22 protein-coding genes are annotated in these 24,190 nt (G+C 68.8%); 14 read left to right on the plus strand and 8 right to left on the minus strand.

What is annotated here, in order from left to right:
- The first annotated feature begins 24 nt into the window (after positions 1–24).
- From ACLJPX_RS30045 to ACLJPX_RS30060, 4 genes are read left to right on the plus strand one after another with little or no spacing between them, the layout of a single operon-like run.
- Positions 25–987, plus strand: coding sequence for an ABC transporter substrate-binding protein (locus tag ACLJPX_RS30045; protein ID WP_410603811.1), 963 nt, complete (start codon positions 25–27; stop codon positions 985–987).
- Complete coding sequence (locus ACLJPX_RS30050; RefSeq protein ID WP_410603813.1) at positions 974–1,873, plus strand: amino acid ABC transporter permease; 900 nt, start codon at positions 974–976, stop codon at positions 1,871–1,873. The genes ACLJPX_RS30045 and ACLJPX_RS30050 overlap by 14 nt, the downstream gene beginning before the upstream one ends.
- Positions 1,866–2,633 (plus strand): amino acid ABC transporter ATP-binding protein, encoded by a 768-nt coding sequence (locus ACLJPX_RS30055; RefSeq protein WP_410603815.1) that lies wholly within the window; start codon positions 1,866–1,868, stop codon positions 2,631–2,633. Before ACLJPX_RS30050 ends, ACLJPX_RS30055 begins: the two co-directional genes overlap by 8 nt.
- Positions 2,630–4,357, plus strand: coding sequence for an aminotransferase class V-fold PLP-dependent enzyme (locus tag ACLJPX_RS30060; RefSeq protein WP_410603817.1), 1,728 nt, complete (start codon positions 2,630–2,632; stop codon positions 4,355–4,357). Before ACLJPX_RS30055 ends, ACLJPX_RS30060 begins: the two co-directional genes overlap by 4 nt.
- 87 nt (positions 4,358–4,444) lie before the next feature.
- Here the strand turns inward: ACLJPX_RS30060 and ACLJPX_RS30065 are convergent, their stop codons facing one another.
- On the minus strand, positions 4,445–5,614 hold the full coding sequence (locus ACLJPX_RS30065; protein ID WP_410603819.1) for a macrolide family glycosyltransferase: 1,170 nt from the start codon (positions 5,612–5,614) through the stop codon (positions 4,445–4,447).
- Positions 5,615–5,898: 284 nt separating this feature from the next.
- On the opposite strand from ACLJPX_RS30065, the gene ACLJPX_RS30070 reads away from it, so the two are divergent.
- From ACLJPX_RS30070 to ACLJPX_RS30100, 7 genes are all read left to right on the plus strand, one after another.
- Positions 5,899–7,452: an alpha/beta hydrolase gene (locus tag ACLJPX_RS30070; protein ID WP_410603821.1), complete on the plus strand. Its 1,554-nt coding sequence runs from the start codon at positions 5,899–5,901 to the stop codon at positions 7,450–7,452.
- A gap of 144 nt (positions 7,453–7,596) precedes the next feature.
- Positions 7,597–8,499, plus strand: coding sequence for an ABC transporter ATP-binding protein (locus ACLJPX_RS30075; RefSeq protein ID WP_410603823.1), 903 nt, complete (start codon positions 7,597–7,599; stop codon positions 8,497–8,499).
- The gene (locus ACLJPX_RS30080) at positions 8,496–9,227 is read left to right on the plus strand and encodes an ABC transporter permease (RefSeq protein ID WP_184900712.1); all 732 of its coding nucleotides are present in this window, start codon (positions 8,496–8,498) and stop codon (positions 9,225–9,227) included. Before ACLJPX_RS30075 ends, ACLJPX_RS30080 begins: the two co-directional genes overlap by 4 nt.
- Positions 9,228–9,247: 20 nt before the next feature.
- Positions 9,248–9,877, plus strand: coding sequence for a hypothetical protein (locus ACLJPX_RS30085; RefSeq protein ID WP_410603825.1), 630 nt, complete (start codon positions 9,248–9,250; stop codon positions 9,875–9,877).
- Entirely contained in the window at positions 9,874–10,197 is a 324-nt protein-coding gene (locus ACLJPX_RS30090) for a transcriptional regulator (protein ID WP_020634259.1), read from the plus strand. Before ACLJPX_RS30085 ends, ACLJPX_RS30090 begins: the two co-directional genes overlap by 4 nt.
- On the plus strand, positions 10,184–11,500 hold the full coding sequence (locus ACLJPX_RS30095) for a DNA polymerase IV (RefSeq protein ID WP_410603828.1): 1,317 nt from the start codon (positions 10,184–10,186) through the stop codon (positions 11,498–11,500). Before ACLJPX_RS30090 ends, ACLJPX_RS30095 begins: the two co-directional genes overlap by 14 nt.
- 100 nt (positions 11,501–11,600) lie before the next feature.
- Positions 11,601–12,461 carry a hypothetical protein gene (locus ACLJPX_RS30100; protein WP_410603830.1) on the plus strand — a complete coding sequence of 287 codons (861 nt, stop codon included), beginning with the start codon at positions 11,601–11,603 and terminating at the stop codon, positions 12,459–12,461.
- Here ACLJPX_RS30100 and ACLJPX_RS30105 read toward each other — a convergent pair.
- The 5 genes from ACLJPX_RS30105 to ACLJPX_RS30125 form a co-directional block, all read right to left on the minus strand.
- A complete protein-coding gene (locus tag ACLJPX_RS30105) occupies positions 12,458–13,522 on the minus strand; it encodes a glycoside hydrolase family 88 protein (protein ID WP_410603832.1) in 1,065 nt (354 codons plus the stop codon). The genes ACLJPX_RS30100 and ACLJPX_RS30105 overlap by 4 nt on opposite strands.
- Positions 13,523–13,610: 88 nt before the next feature.
- On the minus strand, positions 13,611–14,258 hold the full coding sequence (locus tag ACLJPX_RS30110; RefSeq protein WP_410603834.1) for a FadR/GntR family transcriptional regulator: 648 nt from the start codon (positions 14,256–14,258) through the stop codon (positions 13,611–13,613).
- Positions 14,255–15,253 (minus strand): ABC transporter permease, encoded by a 999-nt coding sequence (locus ACLJPX_RS30115; RefSeq protein ID WP_101612949.1) that lies wholly within the window; start codon positions 15,251–15,253, stop codon positions 14,255–14,257. The genes ACLJPX_RS30110 and ACLJPX_RS30115 overlap by 4 nt, the downstream gene beginning before the upstream one ends.
- Positions 15,250–16,782 (minus strand): sugar ABC transporter ATP-binding protein, encoded by a 1,533-nt coding sequence (locus ACLJPX_RS30120; RefSeq protein WP_410603836.1) that lies wholly within the window; start codon positions 16,780–16,782, stop codon positions 15,250–15,252. The genes ACLJPX_RS30115 and ACLJPX_RS30120 overlap by 4 nt, the downstream gene beginning before the upstream one ends.
- Before the next feature lie 20 nt (positions 16,783–16,802).
- Positions 16,803–17,762 (minus strand): substrate-binding domain-containing protein, encoded by a 960-nt coding sequence (locus ACLJPX_RS30125; protein ID WP_410604062.1) that lies wholly within the window; start codon positions 17,760–17,762, stop codon positions 16,803–16,805.
- Positions 17,763–18,084: 322 nt separating this feature from the next.
- Here ACLJPX_RS30125 and ACLJPX_RS30130 point away from each other — a divergent pair, with 322 nt between their 5' ends.
- Positions 18,085–19,221 carry a CapA family protein gene (locus ACLJPX_RS30130; protein ID WP_410603838.1) on the plus strand — a complete coding sequence of 379 codons (1,137 nt, stop codon included), beginning with the start codon at positions 18,085–18,087 and terminating at the stop codon, positions 19,219–19,221.
- A 71-nt stretch (positions 19,222–19,292) separates the two neighbouring features.
- On the opposite strand, the gene ACLJPX_RS30135 is transcribed toward ACLJPX_RS30130, so the two are convergent.
- Positions 19,293–20,318, minus strand: coding sequence for a family 2 encapsulin nanocompartment cargo protein polyprenyl transferase (locus ACLJPX_RS30135; RefSeq protein WP_410603840.1), 1,026 nt, complete (start codon positions 20,316–20,318; stop codon positions 19,293–19,295).
- A gap of 11 nt (positions 20,319–20,329) precedes the next feature.
- The gene (locus tag ACLJPX_RS30140) at positions 20,330–21,718 is read right to left on the minus strand and encodes a family 2B encapsulin nanocompartment shell protein (RefSeq protein ID WP_410603842.1); all 1,389 of its coding nucleotides are present in this window, start codon (positions 21,716–21,718) and stop codon (positions 20,330–20,332) included.
- A 473-nt stretch (positions 21,719–22,191) separates the two neighbouring features.
- Between ACLJPX_RS30140 and ACLJPX_RS30145 the strand changes: the two genes are divergently transcribed.
- Positions 22,192–22,956: a hypothetical protein gene (locus ACLJPX_RS30145; protein ID WP_410603844.1), complete on the plus strand. Its 765-nt coding sequence runs from the start codon at positions 22,192–22,194 to the stop codon at positions 22,954–22,956.
- Positions 22,957–22,969: 13 nt separating this feature from the next.
- Positions 22,970–24,190: a DUF6923 family protein gene (locus tag ACLJPX_RS30150; RefSeq protein WP_410603846.1), complete on the plus strand. Its 1,221-nt coding sequence runs from the start codon at positions 22,970–22,972 to the stop codon at positions 24,188–24,190.

Below are 24,190 nucleotides of genomic sequence, written 5' to 3' on the forward strand. Positions count from 1 at the left end.
CCAAGGCACCGTGGAGGTCCCCTCATGCCGTCGACGCCGCACACCCTGACCCGAACCTGGCGCTTGGCCGTGCTCACCGGCCTGGCCGCGCTCGTCACCGCGGCCTGCGGAGGCGGTCCCGACGGGGCAGGCGGCCAGGAACCCGCGGCACCGGGGGCGCCCGCCGCGATCCCGGACACGACCGCCCTGATCGAGGCCGTCCAGAAGGACTCCGCCGTCGCCCTGCCCGCGAAATACGCGCAGGCCGGGATGCTGCACCTGGCGTCGAACCTGCAGTCCGCGCCCAACAACTTCTACGCCGCCGACGGCAAGACCCCGATCGGCTACGAGGTCGACCTCGCCAAGGCCATCGGCAAGAAGCTGGGCGTCACCGTCCACCACCAGGACATGGCGTTCGGTTCGCTGATCACGAGCCTCCAGTCCGGCCGCGTCGATCTCACGATGGCCGCGATGAACGACACCAAGACGCGTCAGGCGCAAATCGATTTCGTCGATTACTTCTCCTCCGGAATCACGATCATGGTCCGCAAGGGAAACCCCGACCGGATCTCCGGCCCGGACACCTTGTGCGGCAAGAACGTCGCGGTCGTACAGGGCACGAGCCACCAGAAGTTCGCCGAAGAACAGAACGGCAAATGCACGCAGGCCGGCAAGCCCGCGCTGACCGTGACCGCGACGGACAGCGACACCCAGAACCAGAACCAGCTCCGCACCGGGCGGGTCGCCGCCATCCTCAACGACCTGCCCAGTGCGGTCTACATCTCGCGGACCGCCGGCGAGGGCAAGTTCTTCGAGGTCGTCCCCGGCGAGCCGCTCAACGGCGGGCCGTACGGCATCGGCGTCAACAAGGAGAACAAGCCGCTGGCCGAGGCCGTCCAGAAGGCGCTGCAGTCCCTGATCGCCGACGGCGGCTACGGCAAGATCCTCCAGGCATGGGGCGTCGAGCAGGGCGCGGTCAAGGAGGCGAAGCTCAATGGTGGAAGCTGAACCGCTGCCCATCGTCCGGCTGAAGCACTGGGGCCGCTGGGTCAGCGCCGTCGTCATCCTCGTGCTGCTGGTCCTGCTCGGGATCGCGCTCGGGAACGCCCAGATCCAGTGGGATTCCGTCCCGGAGTTCCTGTGGTACCGGGTGATGGCGGTCGGTCTGCTCAACACCGTGCTGCTCGCGGTGATCGCGCAGGGTTCGGCGATCGTCATCGGGATCGTGATCGCACTGATGCGCCGGTCGGCGAATCCGGTGGCGCGCTGGTTCGCGGCAGGCTACATCTGGCTGTTCCGCGGGCTTCCGGTGCTGCTGCAGATCCTGATCTGGTACAACCTGGCGCTGGTCTTCGAGTTCATCTCGATCCCGCTGCCGTTCGGCGGTTACCTGCTGCACGAGCAGACCAACGTGCTGATCACCGCGTTCACCGCGGCGCTGCTCGGCTTGGCGCTCAACGAAAGCGCGTACATGGCGGAGATCGTCCGCGCCGGGCTGAACAGTGTCGACAGTGGACAGACGGAGGCGGCGAAGTCGATCGGGATGTCGCCCGGCGCGACACTGCGCCGGGTGGTGCTGCCGCAGGCGATGCGGGTGATCATCCCGCCGACCGGCAACGACTTCATCAACATGCTCAAGGGGACGTCGATGGCGTCGGTGATCGGCGTGACCGAACTGATCCACGCCGCGAACAACATCTCGTCCAACAACCTGCTGGTGATGGAAACGCTGCTGGCCGCCGCGGTCTGGTACATGGTCGTGGTGACCGTCGCCGGGGTCGGGCAGCACTACCTGGAACGGGCCTTCGACTCCGAAGACCGGTCGCGAAGTCCGTTTTCCCGTGCCGCCAAGGCTTTGCGCACCGCGCCGCTGGTGAGGAGTGAACGTGGCTGAGCCGCTGCTCAAGGCCGTCGGCGTCCGTAAGAGCTACGGCCACACCGAAGTGCTGAGCGGGGTCGACCTCGAAGTCCACAAAGGACAGGTGGTCTGCCTGCTCGGCCCGTCCGGCGCGGGAAAGAGCACGTTCCTGCGCTGTGTCAACCATTTGGAGACGATCGACGCCGGACAGGTCTGGGTCGACGGCGAGCCGATCGGGTTCCGGCTGAAGAACGGGAAGCTGTACGAGCTGAAGGAACGCGAAGTCGCCCGGCAGCGGCGCGACATCGGCATGGTGTTCCAGCGGTTCAACCTGTTCGGGCACCGGACGGCGCTGCAGAACGTCGTCGAGGGGCCGGTGCGGGTACTCGGCGTCCCGGCCGACGAGGCCCGGGAACAGGCACTCGACCTGCTGGACAGGGTCGGCCTCGCGCACCGTGCCGACGCCTATCCGGCACAGTTGTCGGGCGGGCAGCAGCAGCGGGTCGCGATCGCCCGGTCGCTCGCGATGAAACCGAAGCTGATGCTGTTCGACGAGCCGACTTCGGCGCTCGACCCGGAACTCGTGGGCGAGGTGCTGGCGGTGATGGGTACGTTGGCCGCGGAGGGGATGACGATGGTCGTGGTGACGCACGAAATGGGGTTCGCGGCCGAGGCCGCGGACGAGGTGGTGTTCATGGCCGACGGCGCGGTCGTCGAGACCGGCCCGCCGGGGGAGATCCTGAGTTCGCCGAAGCACGAGCGGACCAGGCAATTCCTGGCGCGGGTCCTCGCATGACGCGGATCTCGCCTCGGTACCTGCTGCAGTTCGGCGAACCGGCCGGGTACCTCGACTTCGCCCGGTTCGGGCCGCCGTCGCACGCCGTGCTCGACACGACGGCGAGCCTGCTCGACGCCTCGACCAAGGCCGGACCGTCCACTGTGGACGACCTGATGCGGCAGGAGACCCGGGCCAAGGCCGCCGCCGCGCGGCTTTCCGGCAGCGACACCGACCACACGGTGTTGTTGCCGCACACCAGTCTCGGGTTGTTCCAGGCCGCGTTCAACGCCCCGGGCGGCGAGGCGCTGGTCTCGGCGTCGGAGTTCCCGGCCAACACGTACCCGTGGGCGCGGGCCGAACAGGCTGGACGGCTGACAGTGCGCCGGCTGCCGCTGGGGAACGTCACGGCGGACGCGGTCAAAGCGGCCCTGACGCCGGAGACGTCGCTGGTCAGCGTGAGCGCCGTCGACTTCCGCACCGGATACCGCGCCGATCTGGCGGCGATCCGCGAGGCGGTGGGGGACAGGCTGCTCGTCGTCGACGGCATCCAGGGCTTCGGGGTGACCGAGGCGCCGTGGGAGGTCGCGGACGTGCTCGTCGTCGGCGGCCAGAAGTGGCTGCGGGCGGGCTGGGGCACCGGCTTCGCCGTCCTGTCCGACCGGGCGCTGGAGCGGATGGAACCGATTCTGTCCGGCTGGACCGGCGCCCGTGACCCCGGCCTGTTCGACGACGAGATCCATCCGGCCGACGACACCGCGGCCGCGTGGTCGATCTCGAACCTGAGCCCGATCACCTCGGGCGCGTTCGCGGCCGCGCTGGAACTGGTGGAAGAGGCGGGTGTCGCGGCCATCGCCGGGCGGATCGCCGAACGCGTCGGCGAACTCGAAGAGGTCGTGAAATCCGTGGGCGGCGAGGTGGTTTCGGCCGTCGAGCGGCGGGCCGGGATCCTCGCGTTCACTGTGCCCGGCCACGCCGCAGAACAGGTCGGCTCGGCGCTGGCGAACGCCGGGATCGCCGCGACCGTACGGCCGGAGCACGTCCGGCTGTCCCCGCACGCGTCGACTCCGGCGAGCACGGCGGAACTGGTGCGCTCGGCGCTGGAACGCTTGACGAAACCGGTCAGTGTTTTCGAGGCACCTGTCGTCGCGTCGGCGGCGTCGGGGGACTTGCTCACCGCGCTCGTCCCGGCGGTGCACGCGCTCGCGGCGATGCTGGGGCCGGGCAACGAAGTCCTGCTGCACGACCTGAGCAGGCTGCCGGACTCGATCGTCGCCATCGCGGGTGACCTCACCGGCCGGACGGTCGGCGGTCCGATGACGGATCTCCTGCTGGGCCTGGTCCGCCGCGGCACCACACAGGACCTGACGAACTACGAAACCCACGGCCCCGACGGACGTGCGATCCGGTCATCGACGGTGTTCCTGCGGGACGCCGACGGGGTCGCGATCGGCTGCCTGTGCGTCAACCGGCTGACCGACGGGGCGCCGAAGGCCAACGGGCACGAACCCGAGACGTTCCCGCCGGACGTCGACAGCCTGCAGCGGTTCCTCGTCGGGCGCGCGGTCACGAAGGCCGGGATCCCGGTGGACCTGATGAAGAAGCGGCACAAGGCGGCCGTGGTCCGGGAACTGGACGAGGCGGGGTTCTTCCTCATCAAGGACTCGGTGGACCACCTCGCCGGGGAACTCGACGTCACGCGGTACACGATCTACAACTACCTGAACGAGATCAGGGGCACCTGACGCTTCCGCGCGCGCTATGAAAGGCCCGTTACTTGCAAAATTTGCAAGTAACGGGCCTTTCATAGCATTGGTGAGGCGGTACAGGAGCTACTTCAGGAAGGACTCGACGGCATCCGCCGCCCGCTCGATCCCGCCGTTGCCCCGGGTCTCAGCCCGGACCTCGGCTAGGCGAGCCGCAACCGAAGGCGACCCGGCCACCCTCTCGACAGTGGCACGCAACACGGAAGCCGTCACGTCCGAGGCCGCGAGTTCCTCGCCGACGCCCAGTTCCGCCAGCTTCGCCGCGTTGCCGAAACCGTCGGTGGCCAGCGGGATCGCGACGGTCGGCACGCCGTACCACAGCGATTCCGTGCTGCCGCCCATGCCGGCGTGCGTGATGAACGCCGACGCGGCCTCCAGCACCGCGAGTTGCGGGACGAACGGGTGCACCTCGATGTGCTCCGGCAGCGGCCCGAGGTCGGCCGGATCGGTCTGGCCGATCGAGATGACCACGTGCCAGTCCGAATCGCGGAACCCGTCCACGCACGCGCGGAACAGGTCGAGCTGATCGGTGAACGCCGTGCCGAGGGACATCAGCAGGACCTTCTTGCCGCTCGAAGGCGGCGTCCAGCTCCGGTCGGCGAGGCGTTCCGGGTCCAGCGCCGGGCCGATGAACCGGACCGACGGCGGCACCCGGTCGACGTTGGGCTGCATCGCCCTCGGCAGCAGCGCGAGCACCTGCTCCGGATGGGAGATCCAGTCCCAAGCGTCGGCTTCGATCCCGTTCTCGTTCAGCCACCGGGTGAAAGTGGCGAAATAGTCCTTTCCGGACGGTGAGCTCCGGATCGAGGTCAGGATCTCGGCCAGGTCCTCTTCGTAGCCGTCCCAGGCGACATACGTCGGGGACAGCTGCACGGCCGGGACGCCGTAGCGCCTGGCCAGGATCGGCGCCGGGAGACCGCCGATGTCGTACAGCAGCAGGTCCGGGCGGTTCTCGTCGTAGAAATCGGTCAGCACCGGCATCGCCTGGATGCCTTCGTCGAGGAAGACCCGCATCTGGGACCCCGGGTCCTCCGGCCACGCCGACTGGTCGCCGAGCGGGAGGATCGACGGATGCGCGACCACCTCGGCGCCGGTCGGCTCGATCAGCCCGGTGAGCGGTTCGCCGACGACGTAGCTGACCCGGTGCCCGCGAGCGACCAGCTCACGGATGACGGCCAGCGAGGGGTAGATGTGGCTCGGCGCGGTGCAGCCGATCATCGCGATGTGGTTCTGCATGAGATCCTGTCTGAGATCGTGACGTCAGACGGCGCGCAGAAAGGGGGCCTCCCGATCGCGGGGGCCCTGCGGTCACGCCGTCTCAGGCGGTGCGCATGCGGATTCGGCAGATCATGATCGACAGCCTAGCGCCCACCGTGCGGCCTCCCAACCGATTAACCGGTTGCCCGGTTTGCCGCGATCGGGACCCGCCGTTGGTAGGGACCTTCGCCGAAGGGCTTCCGCAGGTCATGGACGTGGATAGGGTTTCGGGGCTTTCACCTTTGGAGGGAAAGGGAAAAACCTTGAGACGTGTGCTCATCACCGCGCTGGCCGTCGCCACGCTCGCCTCGGTCGCGGTGACCGCGCCCGCCGGTGCGGCGGAAGCGGCGCAACCCGCCGAGACCATCACCTGGGGGGCGTGCACCGACCCGACGTTGATCAACGCCGGCGCCGAGTGCGGCTACCTGTCCGTTCCGCTCGACTACTCGCGCCCGCGCGGCGAGAAGATCCAGCTCGCGCTCAGCCGCGTCAAGCACAAGACGCCCGAAGCGCAGTACCAGGGCGTCATGCTCACCAACCCCGGTGGCCCCGGCGGTTCCGGGCTGCTGCTCGCGACCCGCGGCACGCGCGTGCCGAACCACGCGGGTGACGCCTACGACTGGGTCGGTTTCGACCCGCGCGGCGTCGGCTCCAGCAAGCCCGCGCTTTCGTGCATCCCGAACTACATGGACTACAACCGGCCGGAATACGTGCCGACGACGCGGCAGCTGGAGAAGACCTGGTTGCAGCGCTCGAAGTCCTACGCCGACGCGTGCGCGAAGAACAACAGCCGCGCGCTGCTGGAGAACATCAAGACGACCGACACGGTCAAGGACATGGAGAGCATCCGCAAGGCGCTCGGCGCCGAGCAGCTGAACTTCTACGGGTACTCCTACGGCACCTATCTCGGCCAGGTGTACGGGACGCTGTACCCGCAGCACGTCCGCCGGATGGTCCTCGACTCCACTGTGGACCCCCGTAATGTCTGGTACCAGGCCAATCTGAACCAGGACCTCGCCTACGACGTCAACCTCAACATCTGGTTCGGCTGGGTCGCGTCGCACGACGACGTCTACCACCTCGGCAAGACGCAGGCCGCGGTGAAGCAGGTCTTCGACGAGCAGCTGAAGAAGCTGCGCGCGGTCCCGGCGGGCGGCTACGTCGGGCCGGACGAGTTCCTCGACGTTTTCAACCAGGCCTCCTACTACCAGCTGCGCTGGACACTGCTCGGTGACGCGCTCGCGAAGTTCGTCAACAAGGGTGACTGGCAGACGATGAAGGGCCTGTTCGAGAACTTCGGCGGCCGCGGTGACGACAACGGTTACGCCGTCTATCTCGCCGTCCAGTGCTCGGACGTGAAATGGCCGCAGAGCTGGCAGCAGTGGAAGCACGACAACTGGCGTACCTACCAGAAGGCGCCGTACTTCACCTGGCAGAACGCCTGGTACAACGGCCCTTGCCTGTACTGGCCCGCGAAACCCGGCAAGCCGGTCAAGGTCGACGGCAAGAAGGTGCCGAGTGTGCTGATGATCGGCGAGACGCTCGACGCGGCAACGCCGTACGAAGGCAGCCTCGAGGTGCGTAGCCGGTTCCCCGGCGCTCGCCTGATCGGTGAACCGGGCGGCACGAGTCACGCGATCACTCCGCGCGGCAACGCCTGCGTCGACAACAAGATCGCCGACTACCTGGCCACCGGTGCGCTGCCCGCGCGCAAGCCAGGGCGGACGGCCGACGTCGAATGCGCGCCGCTGCCGCTCCCGGTGCCTCCTCCGGTTCCGGCAGCCGCTGAGGCGGCCACCTCCCGGGTGCCCGCCTAGCTCCAAGTACATGAAGGCCCCCTTCCTTGCGCCTAGGTACAGGAAGGGGGCCTTCATGTACTCCCGGGGTTTCCAGGGCAGGGGACTTTGTGTTACAAAGTGCATATCGACTTTGTAGTTCAGAGTGCTCGAAGGGGGAAAGTCATGGCGGACGCGTTCAGCCTCGAAGGGCTCGTGAAGCGCTTCGGCGACGTCCTGGCCGTCGACGACGTCAGCGTGCGGGTCGCACCGGGGGAGGTCGTGGCGCTGCTCGGGCCGAACGGCGCGGGCAAGTCGACCACGATCGACATGCTGCTGGGCCTGACCAGGCCTGATGCTGGTCAGGTCCGTGTCGCCGGGCTCAGCGCGGCCGAGGCGATGGACCGGGGGATGGTCGGCGCGATGGCGCAGAACGGGACGCTGCTCAGGGACGCCACGGTCGCCGAACTCGTCGGCCTGTTCGCCTCGCTGCACCGGAATCCGCTGCCCACCCGCGAGGTGCTCAAGCGTGCCGGCGTCACCGAGTACGCGAACCGCCGCTGCGGGAAGCTCTCCGGTGGCGAGCAGCAGCGAGTGCGGTTCGCGCTCGCGCTGGTCGGCGATCCGGATCTGCTGGTGCTCGACGAGCCGACCGCGGCCATGGACGTCGACGGGCGGCGCCGCTTCTGGGCGGCGATGCGCGAGTACACCGAGACGGGCCGCACAGTCCTCTTCGCGACGCACTACCTCGCCGAAGCGGAGGACTACGCGGACCGTGTCGTGCTCATGCGGCACGGTGGGGTCGTCGCGGACGGGCCGGTCGGCGAGGTCCGGGCCGCGGTCGCCGGCCGGGTGCTGCGCGCCGCCGTCCCGGATGCCACCGAGGCCGCGCTCGCCGCGCTGCCCGGGGTGTCGCGCGCGGTACTGCGGGCCGGGCACGCGGAACTGAGCTGCGCCGATTCCGACGCCGCCATCCGCGGTCTGCTGCGTGAGTTCCCGCTCGCCGCGAACATCGAAATCACCGCCGTGGGACTGGAAGAGGCCTTCATCGCGCTGACCGCCGATGCGGCCGAAGGAGCTTTGAGATGAACCTGAGTTACCTCGCGCTGGAGATCAAGCGCATCGTCCGCAGCCCGCAGTTCGCGCTGTTCACCATCGGTATGCCGCTCGCGATGTTCCTGTTGTTCGGCGGGATCTTCGGCGCCCGCGAGATCGCTCCGGGGATTTCGACCGCGACCGTGACCATGGTGAACATGGCCGCGTACGGCGCCATGACCGCCGCGCTGTTCACCGGCACGCGCGTCGCCACCGAGCGCACCGACGGCTGGCAGCGCACCCTGCGGCTGACCCCGATGCGGGCGCCGGGCTATCTGATGGTGAAGGTGTCGGCGGGGTTGTTCGTCGCGCTGCCGGTGCTGCTGGTGATCTTCGCGGCGGGCATGATCCGCGGCATCCGGCTCGAAACCGGCCAATGGCTGACGATCTTCGGCGCGCTGTGGCTCGGCGCGCTGCCGTTCGCGGTGCTGGGCCTGATGATCGGGCTGTTCGGCAAGGGCGACACCGTGCAGGCGGTGACCGGTGCGCTGATGCTGCCGCTGGGCATGTTCGGCGGACTGTGGATCCCGCTGCAGATCCTGCCCGGCTGGATGAACACCGCCGGGCACATCATGCCGACGTACTGGCTCGGCGAGATCGGCCGCGCGCCGGTGCTGGGCGGGTCCGGCGCGCTGACCGCGGTCCTGGTGCTCGCGGCGTGGCTGGTGGTGCCCGCGCTCGTGGTGATGGCGAGGTTCCGGCTTGACACGGCGCGACTGTGAACCCGTGTTAGTTTTCCGAAGTGGTGGAGGATGAACGAGACGACGACGCGCGGCCGATGACGCCCGAGGAGTCGCTCGCGCTCATCGCCAGGCAGACGGAGGACACCCGGCGTGAGATCGGGCCGAATCCGGCCGTGCTGCTCGCCGTCTGGGGACTGGTGTGGCTGTTCGGTTTCGGGCTCGTCTACGTCTCCGCGCCGCCCACCGCCCTGATGCCGTTGTGGGTCGCAGGCGCGATCGCCGCCGCCGGTTTCCTCGGGGCGATGGCGTACTCGGCGATCTACGGGATCCGGGCGGGCCGCGGTGTGCGCGGGCCGTCCCGGCTCGTCGGGGCGATGTACGGGTGGAGCTGGATGATCGCGTTCGGCGGGCTGACGGTGGTGAACACCGCGCTGATCCGGCTCGGCCTCGACACCGAGCTGATCCCGTTGCTGTGGTCCGGGACCTCGCTCATCCTGACCGGCCTGATGTACCTCGCCGGCGGAATGCTGTGGCAGAGCAAACTGCAGTACGGCCTCGGCGTGTGGATCATCGCGTGCGGCGCGGCGAGCGTGCTGGCCGGGGGACCGCACAACTTCCTCGTGCTGAGCCTGGCGGGCGGCGGTGGCTTCCTGGTGGCGTCGCTGGTCTTCCTGGTGCGGTCGCGATGAGCGAAGACGGGCTGCCCCAGCTCGATCCGGTGATCCACGCGCAGGCGCGGCTGCGGGTCACCGTGGCGCTGTCGAGCCTCGGACCGGGGGACCGCATCACCTTCCCGCGGCTGCAGCAGTTGCTGGACATGACGCCGGGCAACCTGTCGACGCATCTGCGCAAACTCGAGGACGCCGGCTACGTCGAGATCACCAAGGCGTTCGAACATCGCACGCCGGTGACGCTGGTCGAGCTGACCACGCGGGGCCGGGCGGCGTTCGAGGAGTACACGAAAGCCTTGCACCGTCTTCTCGAGGTACCGGGCGATGGGCGGGCATGACCGGTGGGTCATCCACCTCGACATGGACGCGTTCTATGCCTCGTGTGAACAGCTGACCCGGCCGACCCTGGCCCACCGCCCGGTCCTGGTCGGCGGCGCGGGCCCGCGCGGCGTGGTCGCCGGGGCGAGTTATCAGGCGCGGGAACACGGCATCAAATCGGCGATGCCGATGTCACAGGCCCGGCGGCTGTTGCCGCCCAACGGGGTCATCCTGCCGCCGCGGTTCAAACTGTACGAACTGCTGAGCACGCGGGTGTTCGACCTCGTCGCCCAGTACGCGCCCGTGCTGGAGCGGATCTCCCTCGACGAGGCCTTCGCGGAACCGCCGTCGCTGGCCGGGGCGTCGTCGGCCGAGGTGCGGGAGTTCGGTGCCCGGCTGCGGGAGCACATCCGGTCCGAAATCGGGCTGGTGGCGTCGATCGGAGCGGCGTCGGGGAAGCAGGTCGCGAAGGTCGCGTCGGATCTGGCGAAACCGGACGGGCTGCTCGTCGTCGACCAGGGCACCGAACGCGACTTCCTCGCGCCGCTGCCGACCAGGGTGCTGTGGGGGATCGGCCCGGTGGCGGAAGGAAAACTGCGGGCGATCGGCGTCCGGACGCTGGGCCAGCTGACCGCGCTCTCCGAGGCCGACGCGGTGTCCACTTTGGGCAGTGTGGTCGGACGGGACCTGCGGCGCCTGGCCACCGGCGCCGACGACCGGCCGGTGTCCGGCCGCGCGGAGCTCAAGCAGGTCAGCGCGGAGACGACCTTCGACCGGGACCTGATCGACCTGGCGAGCCTGCGGCGCGAGGTCCGCGACCTCGCCGTCCACGCGCACAAACGGCTCGTCAACGCCGATCGGGTCGCGCGGACGGTGGTGGTGAAACTGCGGCACACCGATTTCAGCACGGTGACGAGGTCGGAGACGATGGCTTCGCCCACCGACGAATTCGACCAGCTCGCCTCGATGGCGGAACGGCTGCTCATCGACCCGGCCGAATTCGGCGGGGTGCGGCTGGCCGGGGTCGCGTTCTCCGGGCTTTCGGTACCGCATCAGGATCCGCTGTTCACCCTCGCCGTCCCGGCTCCCGAGGTGCCCTTGGTCGAGCGAGCGCCCGCGCCGGAGGTCGTCGTCTCCTCGACCTGGCGGCCCGGGGACGACGTGGCGCACGACGAGTACGGAAGTGGCTGGGTACAGGGGGCCGGGCACGGCCGGGTGACCGTGCGCTTCGAGACGCGGTCCAGCGGCCCGGGCGTCGCGCGGACCTTCCTCCAGGACGACCCGGCCCTCCACCGAGGCGACGCTGGCGACTGCCTGGCCTGAGGCCGCAACGAGTTCCGCTCGCGAAGCGATTCGGGTATTCTCCAGGCAGGTGCGCCGGGAAGTCTGGTCGGCATGTGTTCGTCGACCCCAAAGGAGTCCCGTGGCCACCCAACCTTCGGTGCCGATGCAGCTGGACCGGCGACGGATGTTCTACCTGGCGACCATGGTCGGGGTCGTAGTCTTCCTTGCCGCCGGCGTCATGCTTTGCCTCGGCTTGGCCGGGGACGGCGGCATCGCCTGGGCGGGAAGCGTCGAATTCGTGGCCACTGTCGTGGCCATGTCGGTCGCGCCCCTCGCCGCCGGGATCGCGTGCGTCATCGCTCTCCAGTACGGCCGCAAGTTACGCGGGGCCGCGGTCGGCACCTGGCTTCCCACGGAAACAGGCGTCGCACAGGAGTCCGGGCTCGAGGCGCAGTCCCGGCGCTTTCACACCATGAGCCTCCTGTCCATCCCGCTCTCCGGTTTCTGTGTCGTGACGTTCGGTCTCGTGGTTTGGCTCTCGGTGGCGTTTCGTTCACCGGGACTCGTGATTGTCTTCGGCATTCCACTGGCTATCGGGAGTGTGGGCGGTTTGACCGCCTGGGCCGGCTGGAGCAGAAGAGCCAGGTCGGTGCGGAAGACCGGCTGGTACACCGCGAAAATCGTCGATGTCGAAGTCTTCGAAGGACGCTTGGCCCCCCTGCCGCTGATCTCGATCGGCTTCGAAGACGGCAGCACGATCCGGCTCCGTCCGATCATGTCGACCTACGGAGCCGCGTATCAGGCGGGACGCCGCACTGCCGAGGCGTGGGTCGGCGGCGAAGACACCGCCATGGTCGTCTTGTTCGAACACGGCCGTTTCCGGAAAGGCCTCTATCCGGTACCGGTGAAGGCCATCGGTCCCCGTACGTTTCCGCGGAGTCCGGCGCCTCCTCGTGGCCGGGCCGACGGTCCGGGCTGGGTCAAGCGGGTCGGGCGCTAGCAGCCAGGGGTGAGGCGGGCCACCTGCTGCCCGGCGATCAGGAACGCCCCGACCCCGTGAGCGCCCGTGTCACCGGCTCGCGCGGGGCCAGGGCCGGAAGCGACCGGCTGGACGTAGCCGAGGAACCCGTCCGCCCGCAAAGCCTTGGTGGACAACGCCTTCCAGGCCCGGTCGACCGTGTGCCGGTACTTGCCCGCGTCGAGGATCCCGGCGTTGACGCCCCAGGCGAGCCCGAACGTGAACAGTGCCGTCCCGCTGCTTTCCGGCCCGCCGTGGTGCCACGGCCGCAGCAGATCCGTGTTCCAGAAGCCGTCCCGCCGTTGCAGGAACCACAGTGTGTTCGCCATCTTCTTGAAGACTCGCAGGTATTCCGGCCGCCGCGGGTCGTCGGAAGGCAGGACCTGCAACACCTTCGCCAAACCGGCGAGCGCCCAGCCGTTGCCGCGTGACCAGTAGGCATCGCTGCCCGCATCACGGCGCCAGAGGCCCAGCCCGTCGTCGAACAGCGTCTTTTCCGCCGAGCGGAACAGTTTTTGCATCGCCGCCAGGGTCGGTTCACTGCCGTCCATGACCCCGATCCGCGCCAGCGAGGGCATCGCCATGTTCAGCGCGTCGACGTACTTCCAGTAGGACGTGTTGCCCTGCTCCACACTGGCGACCTCGTCGGCGATCCGCTTGCGGACGTCGGCGATCACGGGAGCGTCGGGATGGAACGAGTACAGGTCGAGATACGCCTCGCCTGCGGCCTGGAAGTCCGGGAAGAACGGCCGCTTCGGATCACTTTGCAGCAGGTACTTGTTGTCCTGCGCCCAGGGAAGTGTCTTGTGGTTCGAGACGCCCGTCGTACGCACGAGCGCCAGGTTCCCGACGTGGAAGGTGCCGTTCTGCCACGAGTTCGCCGCGAGGTCGGTCCCGTTGGCGACCCAGTGGTCACCGGCCGCGATCATCGGCGCGGCCACCGGACACTGCTCGGACGCGACGGCACCGGGCGCGGTCAGCAGGCCGGCGCCGAGTGCCGCCGCGGCGAGCAGGGTGATCCGGCGAATTCCGGGGAAACGCATGAAGCGTCCTCCTCAAGCACTTCGCGGCGGCGGTGAGCCTCCGTGCCCGGAAACCCGGAATCGAGAATGGTGTGTACCACTGAGGGTGTCAAGATGCCGGTGAGCGGTACGGCACAACGGTTTCCAGCAAGTGCCGCGTCGCCGATTCCGCGCCGTCGGCGTTCTTTTCGAGCACCATCGCCACCACCCGCGCATGGGCGGCCAGCACGCCGTCGCCGGGAACCTCTTCGAGCGCGGCCACGGCCGGACCCCGCAATTGCGCGATCAAGGCGTTGCCCGACGCGCGAAGCAGGGCCGCGTGGAAGGCGCGGTCGGCCTCCTGGAAAGCCGGGAGGCCGACCGCGTCCACCATCAGGCCGTACGTCGCGACGAGGACCGCGAGCTCGTCCGGGCGCCGGTGCCACGCGGCCATTCTCGCCGCTTGCGGTTCGATCGCCAGCCGGAGTTCGAACAGTTCCGCCAGCTGCCGGGAACGCTCGGGTCCGGCGGCCCGCCAGGCGATGACGTCCGGATCGATCGCGTTCCAGTGTTCCGGTGGCCGCGTCCAGGTGCCGACGCGTGGCCGCGCCGCGACCAGGCCCTTGGATTCCAGTACCCGCAACGCTTCCCGCACCATCGTGCGCGACGCGGAGAACCGGCGCCCGAGGTCTTCGGGGACGATCGGCTGCCCGGCCCCGAAGACACCGGCGACGATCAGCCTGCCCAGTTCGTCGACGATCCGGGCATGCCGGGTCATACGGGCAGGCCGACTCGGCGTTCCCCGCTGCGGACCTGCTGGAGCACGACGGCGACGACGAGCAGGGTCCCGGTGGCCATGTTCTGCCAGAACGGGTTGACGCCGAGCCCGGACATCCCGTTGTTGAGCACGCCGAGGATGATCACCGCCAGCACGGTGCTGATGATGGATCCCTTGCCGCCCTTGAGCATCGTGCCGCCGAGCGCGGCGCCGGTGACGGCGAGCAGTTCGAGCCCCTCGGAGCCGGACGTCGGCTGGCCGGAGCCGGTGCGCGCGGTGATCAGCAGCCCCGCGATCGCCGCGACCACGCCGACGAGCGCGTAGACGCCGATGATGTAGCGGTTGATGTTGATCCCGGCGAGCCGGGCGGCGGTGTCGTTGCCGCCGATGGCGTAGATGTTGCGGCCGATGTCGGTGTAGCGCAACAGGAAGTGCAGCACCGCCGCGACGATCAGGAACACCCACAGCAGCGTCGGCAGCCCGGCGATGGATCCCTTGGCCAGGAAGATGAACAGATCGTCGGCGCCGGTGTAACCCTGCGCCTTGCCGTCCGAGATCACCTGTGCGATGCCTTTGTACGTCGCCAGCATCGCGAGCGTCGCGACCACCGGGTTGACCCGGCCGAAGATGATGATCATGCCGTTCACCAGGCCGCACACCACGCCGACGCCGATCGCGGCGAGGGTGCCGACAGCGGAGCTCCCGGTGGAGGTGAACACCATCGCCGACACCACCGACGCGAGCCCGGCCATCGAGCCGACCGAGATGTCCAGCGCGCCGAGGATGATCACCAGGGTCTGCACCAGCGAGAGCAGGCCCATGATGGTGATCGCGCTGCCGATCAGCAGCAGGTTGTTGGTACGGAGGAAGTTCTCGTTCAGCGAGCTCATCAGGATCACCAGCGCGATCAGGGTGAGCAGCAGGCTCGAGTTCTGCACGCCGATCGCGGTCACCGTCCGGCGGAACGGGGACACCGGGTGGGCGATGGTCGTCACGAGGCGATCTCCTCAGTGTCTTCGGTGGCCGGGATGGCCAAGGTCAGCACGGCTTCTTCACTCGCGTCGTCACGGCCGAGCTCTCCGGCGACCCGGCCCGCGCGCAGGACGACGATCCGGTCGGCGAGGCTCAGCACCTCGGGCAGATCGGACGAGATCACCAACAGGGCGATGCCCTCGGCGGCGAGACCGTCGATGATCCGGTAGATCTCGGCCTTCGCGCCGACGTCGACCCCGCGCGTCGGTTCGTCGAGGATCAGCAGTTTCGGGCGCCGCGCGAGCCAGCGGGCGAGGACGGTCTTCTGCTGGTTGCCGCCTGAGAGCTTGCGGACCTCCTGCTCCATCGACGGCGTCCGCACGCGCAATTCGCGCACGTATTCGTCGACGAGCTCGCGTTCCTTGGCCCGCCGCACCACCCGGAACCGGCTCAGCCGGTCCAGCACCGCGATGGAGACGTTGTCCCGCACGGACCGCTGCATCAGCAACGCGTCGGTCTTGCGTTCCTCCGGCGCGAAGCCGATCCCCGCCTTGACCGCGTCGCCGGGAGTGCGGGCGCGCAACGGTTTCCCGTCCAGTTCGACGGTTCCCGAGCGCACCGGCAGATCGCCGACGATCGCGTGCGCGAGTTCCGAGCGCCCGGCGCCGACCAGTCCGGCGAGGCAGACGACCTCGCCCGCCCGGACCTCCAGGGAGATGTCCGTGACGTCGTCGGTGGTGACGCCGTCGAGCCGCAGCACCACCCGGCCGGTCTCCTGCGCGCTCCGGCGCTCCAAAGTGGACAGATCGCGGCCGATCATCATGCGCACCAGCCGGTTCTCGTCGGTGGACGCCGCGTCCTCGACCCCGATCAGGGTGCCGTCGCGCAACACCGCCACCCGGTCGGCGAGCTGGAAGATCTCCTTCATCCGGTGTGAGACGTAGACGACCGCCACCCCGCTGTCCCGCAGCCGCCGGATCAGCGCGAACAGCGCGTCGACCTCGTGCTCGGACAGCGAAGACGTCGGCTCGTCGAACGCGATCACCTTCGGCGGTGTCGCGGCGGTGAGCACCCGCAGGATCTCGACCAGCTGCCGTTGTGCGGGGGACAGCCTGCTCCCGAGCGTCGATGGCTGCAGCACACCCTCGAACCCGTACTCCCGCAACGCGTCCTGCGTCATCCGGTGCAGGGTCCGGCGGTTGACCAGCCGCCCCCGCGCGGGCAGCTCGCCGACGAAGACGTTCTCCGCCACCGAAACGTGCGGGATGATTTCCGGCTCCTGGTAGATCACCCGGACTCCGGCGGCCATCGCGGCCCGCGGGGAGTCGAACAGCACCGGTGCGCCGTCGATCAGCAGATGCCCGTCGTCGGGACCGTGATCGCCCGACAGCACCCGCAGCAGGGTGGACTTGCCCGCGCCGTTCTCGCCCATCAGCGCGAGGACCTCGCCGGGCCGGAAGTCCAGGGTGACGCCGTCGAGCGCGGTCACCCCGGAGAACCGTTTGCTGATCCCTTCGGCGGTCAGCACCGCCGCGGGTTCGGATGTGGCCATGGGAACGCCTCCACGCGGGATCAGATGCAGTTGACGCCGGCCTGCTTGTAGTTGTCCTTGGTGACGATCTGGGTCTTCGCGATCGTCTCCGGGGGCAGGTCCTTCGAGTTCTTCACCTTGTCCACGAGCAGCTGGATCGCGGTGCGGCCGACCTCGGCGCCGGAGATGAACAGCGCCGCCTTGTTCCCGGTCTCCTTGCCCGCGGCCCAGTCCTTGCAGGTCAGGTAGGCACCGAGACCGACGCCGATGATGTCGGCCGAGGCGACGCCCGAGTTCGCGAGCGCGGTGACCGCACCGGTCTCGTTCTCGTCGTTGCAGCCCCAGACCACCCAGTGCTTGACGCCCGGGTTCGAGCCGATCACCGCGCCGGTGCGGTTCTGTGCGTCCACCGGGGTGTTGTCGGTGCCGACCTCGATCACCGGCACCTGAGCTCCAGCGTCCTTGTCGAAGGCGGCCTTCGCGGCGGAGACGCGGTCCTTGCACACCGTCAAGTCCTGCTTGTAAGCGCTGATGATCTTGGTGTCGGCCGCGGTCCAGCCTGCCGCCTTGAACAGCTTCGCCGCCTCCTCGCCGACCGAATCGCCCATCTGGGAGCCGTTGAAGCCGACGAACGGCGACTTCGTCCCGCCGCCGTCCTTGATCACGTCGTCGGAGGCGATGATCGGGATGCCCGAGCTCTTCGCCTTGTCGAGCACCTGCGGGCCGATGGCCTGGTCGGGGACGACGATCGCGATGCCGTTGGCGCCCTGGGCGACCGCGGCGTCGAGTTCGGTGATCGCCTTGTTGGCGTCCTGCCCGAGATTGACGACCTTCAGTTCGACGCCCAGTTCCTTCGCCTTCTCCTGCGCGCCCTGCGCCTGCTCGACGAAGTACTGCTGGTCGCCCTGTTTCTGCAGGTAGAACAGGGTGATCTTGCCGCTCGCGGGCGCCTGCTGCTGCGGCGCGGCGGTGTCTTTGCCGGACGAGCAGCCGGTCAACACGACACCGGCAATCAAACAAGAACCAACAAGGCGCCAGGGCAGGGACTTGTGTGAAGCTGTGGACATCGAATGCTCCCAGGACGAAGCGGAAGAGTGTGACTGGTATTACTAAACACTCTTCCGGGTGACGTCAAGGCACGATCACGGCACGGTCGACGGCTGTGGTCGTACTAATCGCACGTCGGGAGCCTGCTTCCGCAGCGAGCGGTCCTGTGGAACTTGTCCGAACTCTGTCCGATCGTTGTTGTTGACTTTGGTTGAGTGTCGCGGGCAATCACCGTAAGGCAGGATGAAAGGGACAGTCACCCGATCGAGGGAATCCATGTTCAGCTCCCGCGCCCGTCAGACCACCGCGCTCCTCGGCGCGGCCCTCCTGCTCACCGCGTGCAGTTCCACCCCCGAGCAGCAGCCGCCCGCCGCGTCCGCCGCGTCCGAGGCTCCGGCGACGGCGGGTCAGGCACCCGGCGGTGCGTTCACCGTGGTGGCGACCGGCGACGTGCTGATCCATCCCGCGCTGACCGACCAGGCGAAGGAGGACGGTGGCGGCAAGATCGACTACCGGCCGCTCCTGGCCGGGATCAAACCGCTGATCTCCGGTGCCGACCTCGGCATCTGCCATCTGGAGACCCCGCTCGCGCCGAAGGGCGGGCCCTACAGCGGCTACCCGTCGTTCAGCGCGCCGCCGGAGATCGTCGACGCGCTCAAGGACACCGGCTACGACAACTGCTCGACGGCGTCCAACCACACGATCGACCAAGGCGTGGACGGCGCGACGCGGACGCTCGACAAACTCGACGAGGCGGGGATCAAGCACACCGGCTCGGCGCGCTCGGCCGAAGAAGCGAAGAAGCCGCTGATCGTCGACGTCAAGGGCGTCAAGGTCGCCCAGATCTCCTTCTCCTACGGGTTCAACGGGATCAAGGTGCCCTCGGGGAAACCCTGGCTGGTCAACCAGATCGACGCCGAAGACGTGATCGCCCAGGCCAAGGCGGCGCGGAAGGCGGGTGCCCAGGTCGTCCTCGCGAGCCTGCACTGGGGCACCGAGTACCAGCACGACCCGACGGCCGAACAGCGCTCACTGGCGAAGAAACTCCTCGGCGACGACTCGATCGACCTGATCATCGGCCACCACGCGCACGTCGTGCAGCCCTTCGAACAGATCAACGGCAAATGGGTCGCCTACGGCCTCGGCAACAGCGTCGCCCGGCATTCGGAGCCGAAGGGCTCGACCGAACAAGGGGCGGCCGCGCGGTTCCGGTTCGTGCGGGACGGCGAACGCTGGAAGGTCGACAAGGCCGAGTACGTCCCGACACTGGTCCAGCTCGGTCCGCCGATCCGGTTGCTCGACCTGACCGCGGGGCAGAGCGGGAACGCCGGAGCGGACGCGCTCAAGGCCACCGACGAGGTCGTCCTCAGCCGTGGCGCCGGCGATCAGGGGTTGACCCGCCCCGGTCGCTGAGCTTCCGGCAGGGACACGGATGGGCCGGGCCCTTCGTTCCGGCCCACCCGTGCCTTTCTCCGCGCCCGACTTCAATATCGTCGCCGCACCACCAGTTTCGCGAGGGCCGCGAGCTCGGTGCCTGGGCGGGGCACCGGGTTCGAGACGGCGAGATGGTGCAGCGCGCCGGTCAGGAGCGCGTCGGCCTGCTCCTGGCTCCACGCCCGGCCGCCCGCCCGTTCCACCAGTTCCGCCGCGTGGGGCAATTCCGCGACGTCGAGGTTTTCCTTGCGGTACAAGGCCTCCAGTTCTCGCCCGGCTTCCGTCCCGGAGTGGAGCGCGGCCACCACCGGCAGGGACTTCTTCCGGTTGGAGAGATCCGAGTGGACCGGTTTCCCGGTCACCGCCGGATCACCCCAGATCCCGAGGAGATCGTCGATGTGCTGGAACGCCAGCCCGAGTGCCCTCCCGTACTCGGTCAGCCGGTCGACCTGATCCTGCCTCCCTTCCCCGGCGAGCGCGCCGAGCGTGCACGACGCCCCGAGCAACGCGCCGGTCTTCCCCTCGGCCATCCGTACGCATTCGGCGGTGTCGACGTCACCGCGTTCTTCGAACTTCAGGTCCGCGCTCTGCCCTTCCAGCAGATCGATCACGGCCGTGCTCAGCACACGCAGCGCGGTCTGCCCGAACGGGGCCAGCAGTTCGAGGGCCCGGGACAGCAGGGCGTCCCCGGCGAGGATCGCGGCGCCGGTGCCGAACACCGTCCAGGCCGTCGGGCGGTGCCGCCGGGTGGTGTCCCGGTCCATCACGTCGTCGTGCAGCAGCGAGAAGTTGTGCACCAGTTCCACCGCGACGGCCACCGGGACGGCCACTTCGGCGTCACCGCCGACAGCCTGCGCCGACAGCAGCGCGAGCGCCGGCCGCAACGCCTTCCCGCCGTCCGAAGTGGACGGACGGCCGTGCTCGTCCCACCAGCCGAAGTGGTAACCGGCGATGAGCCGCATGGACTCGGGAAGCCCGCCGACGGCCTCGCGCAGTGCCGGGTCGAGCAGATTCCTGCTCCACGTCAGGACTTCGGCGGCGGGACGGGCACCGGTGCCGGTGTCGATGGTCGTCAACGGACTTCCCTTCAGCCTTCGCGTCCGAGTTCGGCGTTCTCCAGGATCGCCAGTGCGTCAGGCACCAGCACCGCCGCCGAGTAGTACGCGCTCACCAGGTACGAAATGATCGCTTGTTCGCTGATCCCCATGAAGCGGACGTTCAGCCCGGGCTGGTATTCGTCGGGTAGTCCGACCTGATGCAGGCCGACGACGCCCTGAGTGTCCTCACCGGTCCGCATCAGCAGGATCGAGCTGGTGCTGGTCTCGGTGACGGGGATCTTGTTGCACGGCAGGATCGGGATCCCGCGCCAGGCGGGCACCTGATGGCCGTCCAGGTCGACGGCGTCCGGATAGAGACCCCGTTTGCTGCATTCCCGGCTGAACGCCGCGATCGCCCGCGGATGCGCGAGGAAGAAACCGGGATCCTTCCACACCAGGGCGAGCAGCTCGTCGAGGTCGTCCGGCGTCGGCGGGCCGGTGCGGGTGTGGACGCGATGGGAGAAGTCCGCGTTGTGCAGGAGCCCGAAGCCGGTGTTGTTGATCAGCTCGTGTTCCTGCCGCTCGCGCAACGCCTCGATGGTCAGCCGCAACTGCTGCTCGACCTGGTCCATCGGCTGGTTGTAGAGGTCGGCGACCCGGGTGTGCACCCGGAGGACGGTCTGCGCGACGCTGAGTTCGTACTCGCGCGGATTGGTCTCGTAGTCGACGAAAGTGCCGGGAAGGAGCGGTTCGCCGTCGTGGCCCGACGCGACGTCGATCCGTGCCTCACCGTGATCGTTGCTCGCCTGCGATCCGCCGGCGGAGAACGCGCCGAGGTGGTCGCGCAAGCTGTCCGAGCGATCGAGGATGTCGGCGAAAGCGGCGCGGGACAAGGAAAGCACGGTGCAGGAGGTGACCGCCTTCGCGGTGAACTCCCAGATCGCGTCGTCGTCGACCAGGATCTGCGATCCGAAATGCCCGCCGTCGGCGAGGGCGCCGAGGACGGTCTCGTCGCCGTACGCGCCGACACCGAGCTTGTCGATCTTTCCGTGCGCGATCAGGAAGACCTGGTCGGCCCGGTGGCCGAATTCCGTGAGGGTGTCGCCCGCGGACAGTTCCCGTTGGACGAACCGGCCGGCGAGTTCGCTGAGGACCTCTTCGTCGTCGAAACCCCGCAACGGCGGGAGTTCGCCCAGTTCCGGCGGGATCACCCGGACCTCGGCGCCGGCGGTGGTGAAGGCGACCCGTCCGTCGCCGACGGCGTAGCTCAGCCGGCGGTTGACCCGGTACGCGCCACCCGAAACCTGAACCCACGGCAGCACTCTCAGCGGCCATCGCGACGAGATGCCCTGCATCTGCGGGACCGACTTGGTGGTCGTGGCCAGCGTGCGAGCGGCGGCCTTGCCGAGGCTCAGTTGCGGGTTGTCCGTGATCGTCACCGAGAAATCCACCCATCGTCGTGGCGGGTATTCCCGCCCTGGTGAACTGCTGTTTTCCCAAAATCGCGGATACCCAAATCCGATGGGGAGGCGCGAAATGAACATAGCAAGCGAGAATGCCCGCACAAACACACGATCGGGTAGCCGGGTACGTTCACCTGTTTGCCGGATTGGCTCGTGCGGACGTTCCCGCAGCGGCCGTTCGGGCGACGAAGCCGCGGAGAATATCGGTATACGGCCAGGTCGGTGACGTCCCGTGGTGGCCGATCACTCGGTCGTGAAGCCGCGATCTCACAGCGGTGACGGCCCTTTTCGGCGCGTGTCGAAAATCGTTTCGCGGTATGAGAAATTGGGCCGAGACGGTGATGATCGACTTTATCCTTTCCGCCACCGGTATGAATTGATTCAACTGCTCTTCTCGGCGTACCTGGGGGTGAACTAGTTTCAGCAGTCTTCACGGGGTAAGGAGTCGAATGGGTATTTACCTGACCGGCATCGCCTGGGTCGTCGGCGCGGCGGCGGGGGCGGGGTTCGTCGGCTACCTCGTCCGCAAGTTCGGCTGGGACGAGGGGCGGCCCGACAACAACGACGCCGCCGGCCAGGTGTTCACCATCGTCGGCGGGCTCCACGCCGTCCTGGTCGCGTTCATTCTGATCTCCCTCTTCGACTCCACGAGCGCGGCGAGAGAGGGCTCGTACCACGAGGCGGACAGCCTGGTCGCCGCCGTCTGGGCCGCGGACTCCCTGGGAACCGAGGTCAAGGACGAGGTCCGGAAGCTGAGCGCCGAGTACGTCACCACGGTCGAACAGAAGGAGTGGCCGCGGATGGCCGAAGGCGGGGATGTCGTCCCCGACACCGGCTGGGCGCAACTCGACCAGTTGCGCAAGGCGGTGGACAAGGCCCCGTCGGACGACGACTGGGTCCGCGAACGCAAGGCCGAGGCGGCCGCCCAGCTCTGGCAGGTCTACGAGGCCCGGCAGGACCGGCTCAACGCGGTCGAGGGTGGCCGGGTCGGCGGTGTCGTCTGGTTCGCGCTCATCATCGGCAGCCTCATCTCGGTGCTGCTGCCCAACCTGTTCGGCGGCACCCGGCTGGCCGCGCATCTGGTGATCGTGTCCACCCTGGCCGGTACGGTCACGCTCCTGTTGTTCGCGATCTACCAGCTGCAGAACCCGTTCGGCGGCGGGGTGCGGATCCCGCCCGACGCGTTCACCGCCGCGCTGACGAGGATCGCTTGAGCCGGTGGGCACCATGGACGGCGTGACACGGGCCGCGGCGACGGTCGCCGTCGCCGGGCTGGTGGGGGCGTCGGCGCTACTGGCCCCGATGGCCGCCCGCGCCGCCGAATCCTGCCTGGTGGTGCAGGCGGAGACCGGGTCGCACGGGAAGTCGAAGCTGCGCTGGATCGATGTCGGCTCGGGGACCACCACACGGGTGACCGATGCGGGCTACCGGCTCAACGCGCTCGGTTACTCCGCGACGCGGGACCTGGTCTTCGGTGTCGCCGAAGGACTCAGCCGGGGCGCGCACGCGGTGACGATCGACCGGGACGGGGACACCCGGGACCTCGGCCCGATCACCCGCGCGGGGAACCGGCTGCCGGTGTGGAGTCCCGTCGCGGGCGTCACCGCGGGCGCGATCGGCGGGAATTCCTGGTACCTGCTCAGGAACGGCACTCTGTACACAGTGGATCTGACGCCGGGGGAGCGGTACCTGCGGGTGATCCGGACGGTGTTCCTGCGGCCGATCACGCTCGCCCACGACGTCAACGATTTCGCGTATCACAACGGACTGCTCTACGGCGTTTCCACCACCTGGCGCGGAAAAGGCGCCGTCATCACCATCGACCCGTCGTCGGGCAAGGTCCGCGAAGCCGACGACGCCCGGTTCCCGCCCGCCGACGTCTACGGTTCCGTCGTGCTCGGCCGTGACGGTGCCCTGTACGCCACGGCGAACCGGATCGGCGGGCGCAGTGTGCTGTACCGCCTGGATCGCGGTGGGCGGGTGACCGAGGTGCGGTCCGGTCCGCCGCTGGCGGGTTCGGACGCGGCGGGCTGCCTCGCCGCCCCCGAGCCGCCGAAACCCGAGCCGCCGAAACCGGAACCGCCCAAGCCGACGCCCACTCCGGTACCCAACCCGCCCACGCCCACCCCCACGCCGTCCCCGACGCCTGCTCCCGTCCCGGTTCCGACGCCGCCACCGTCTCCGTCCCCGACGTCGTCGCCGAGCCCGAGCCCCACTCCGAGTCCGACGCCCAGTCCGTCCCCGACGCCGACTTCCGCGCCCAAGGTGGTCCCGCCGCCCGTTCCGGTGCCGAAGCCGACCCGCGCGGCCCCGCCGAGGGAACGCGAGGAGGCGGCGGAGACCGATCCGCACGCCCGCACGAAGGAGAAGCGCCGGTGGGGTTTGACCGCGCTGGTCCTGATCCTCGGCGGCGGAGCCGCGGCGGGTGCCGTGCGGCGGGCCCGGTGA

Source organism: Amycolatopsis sp. lyj-90 (assembly GCF_046549035.1).
Classification (GTDB): Bacteria; Actinomycetota; Actinomycetes; order Mycobacteriales; family Pseudonocardiaceae; genus Amycolatopsis.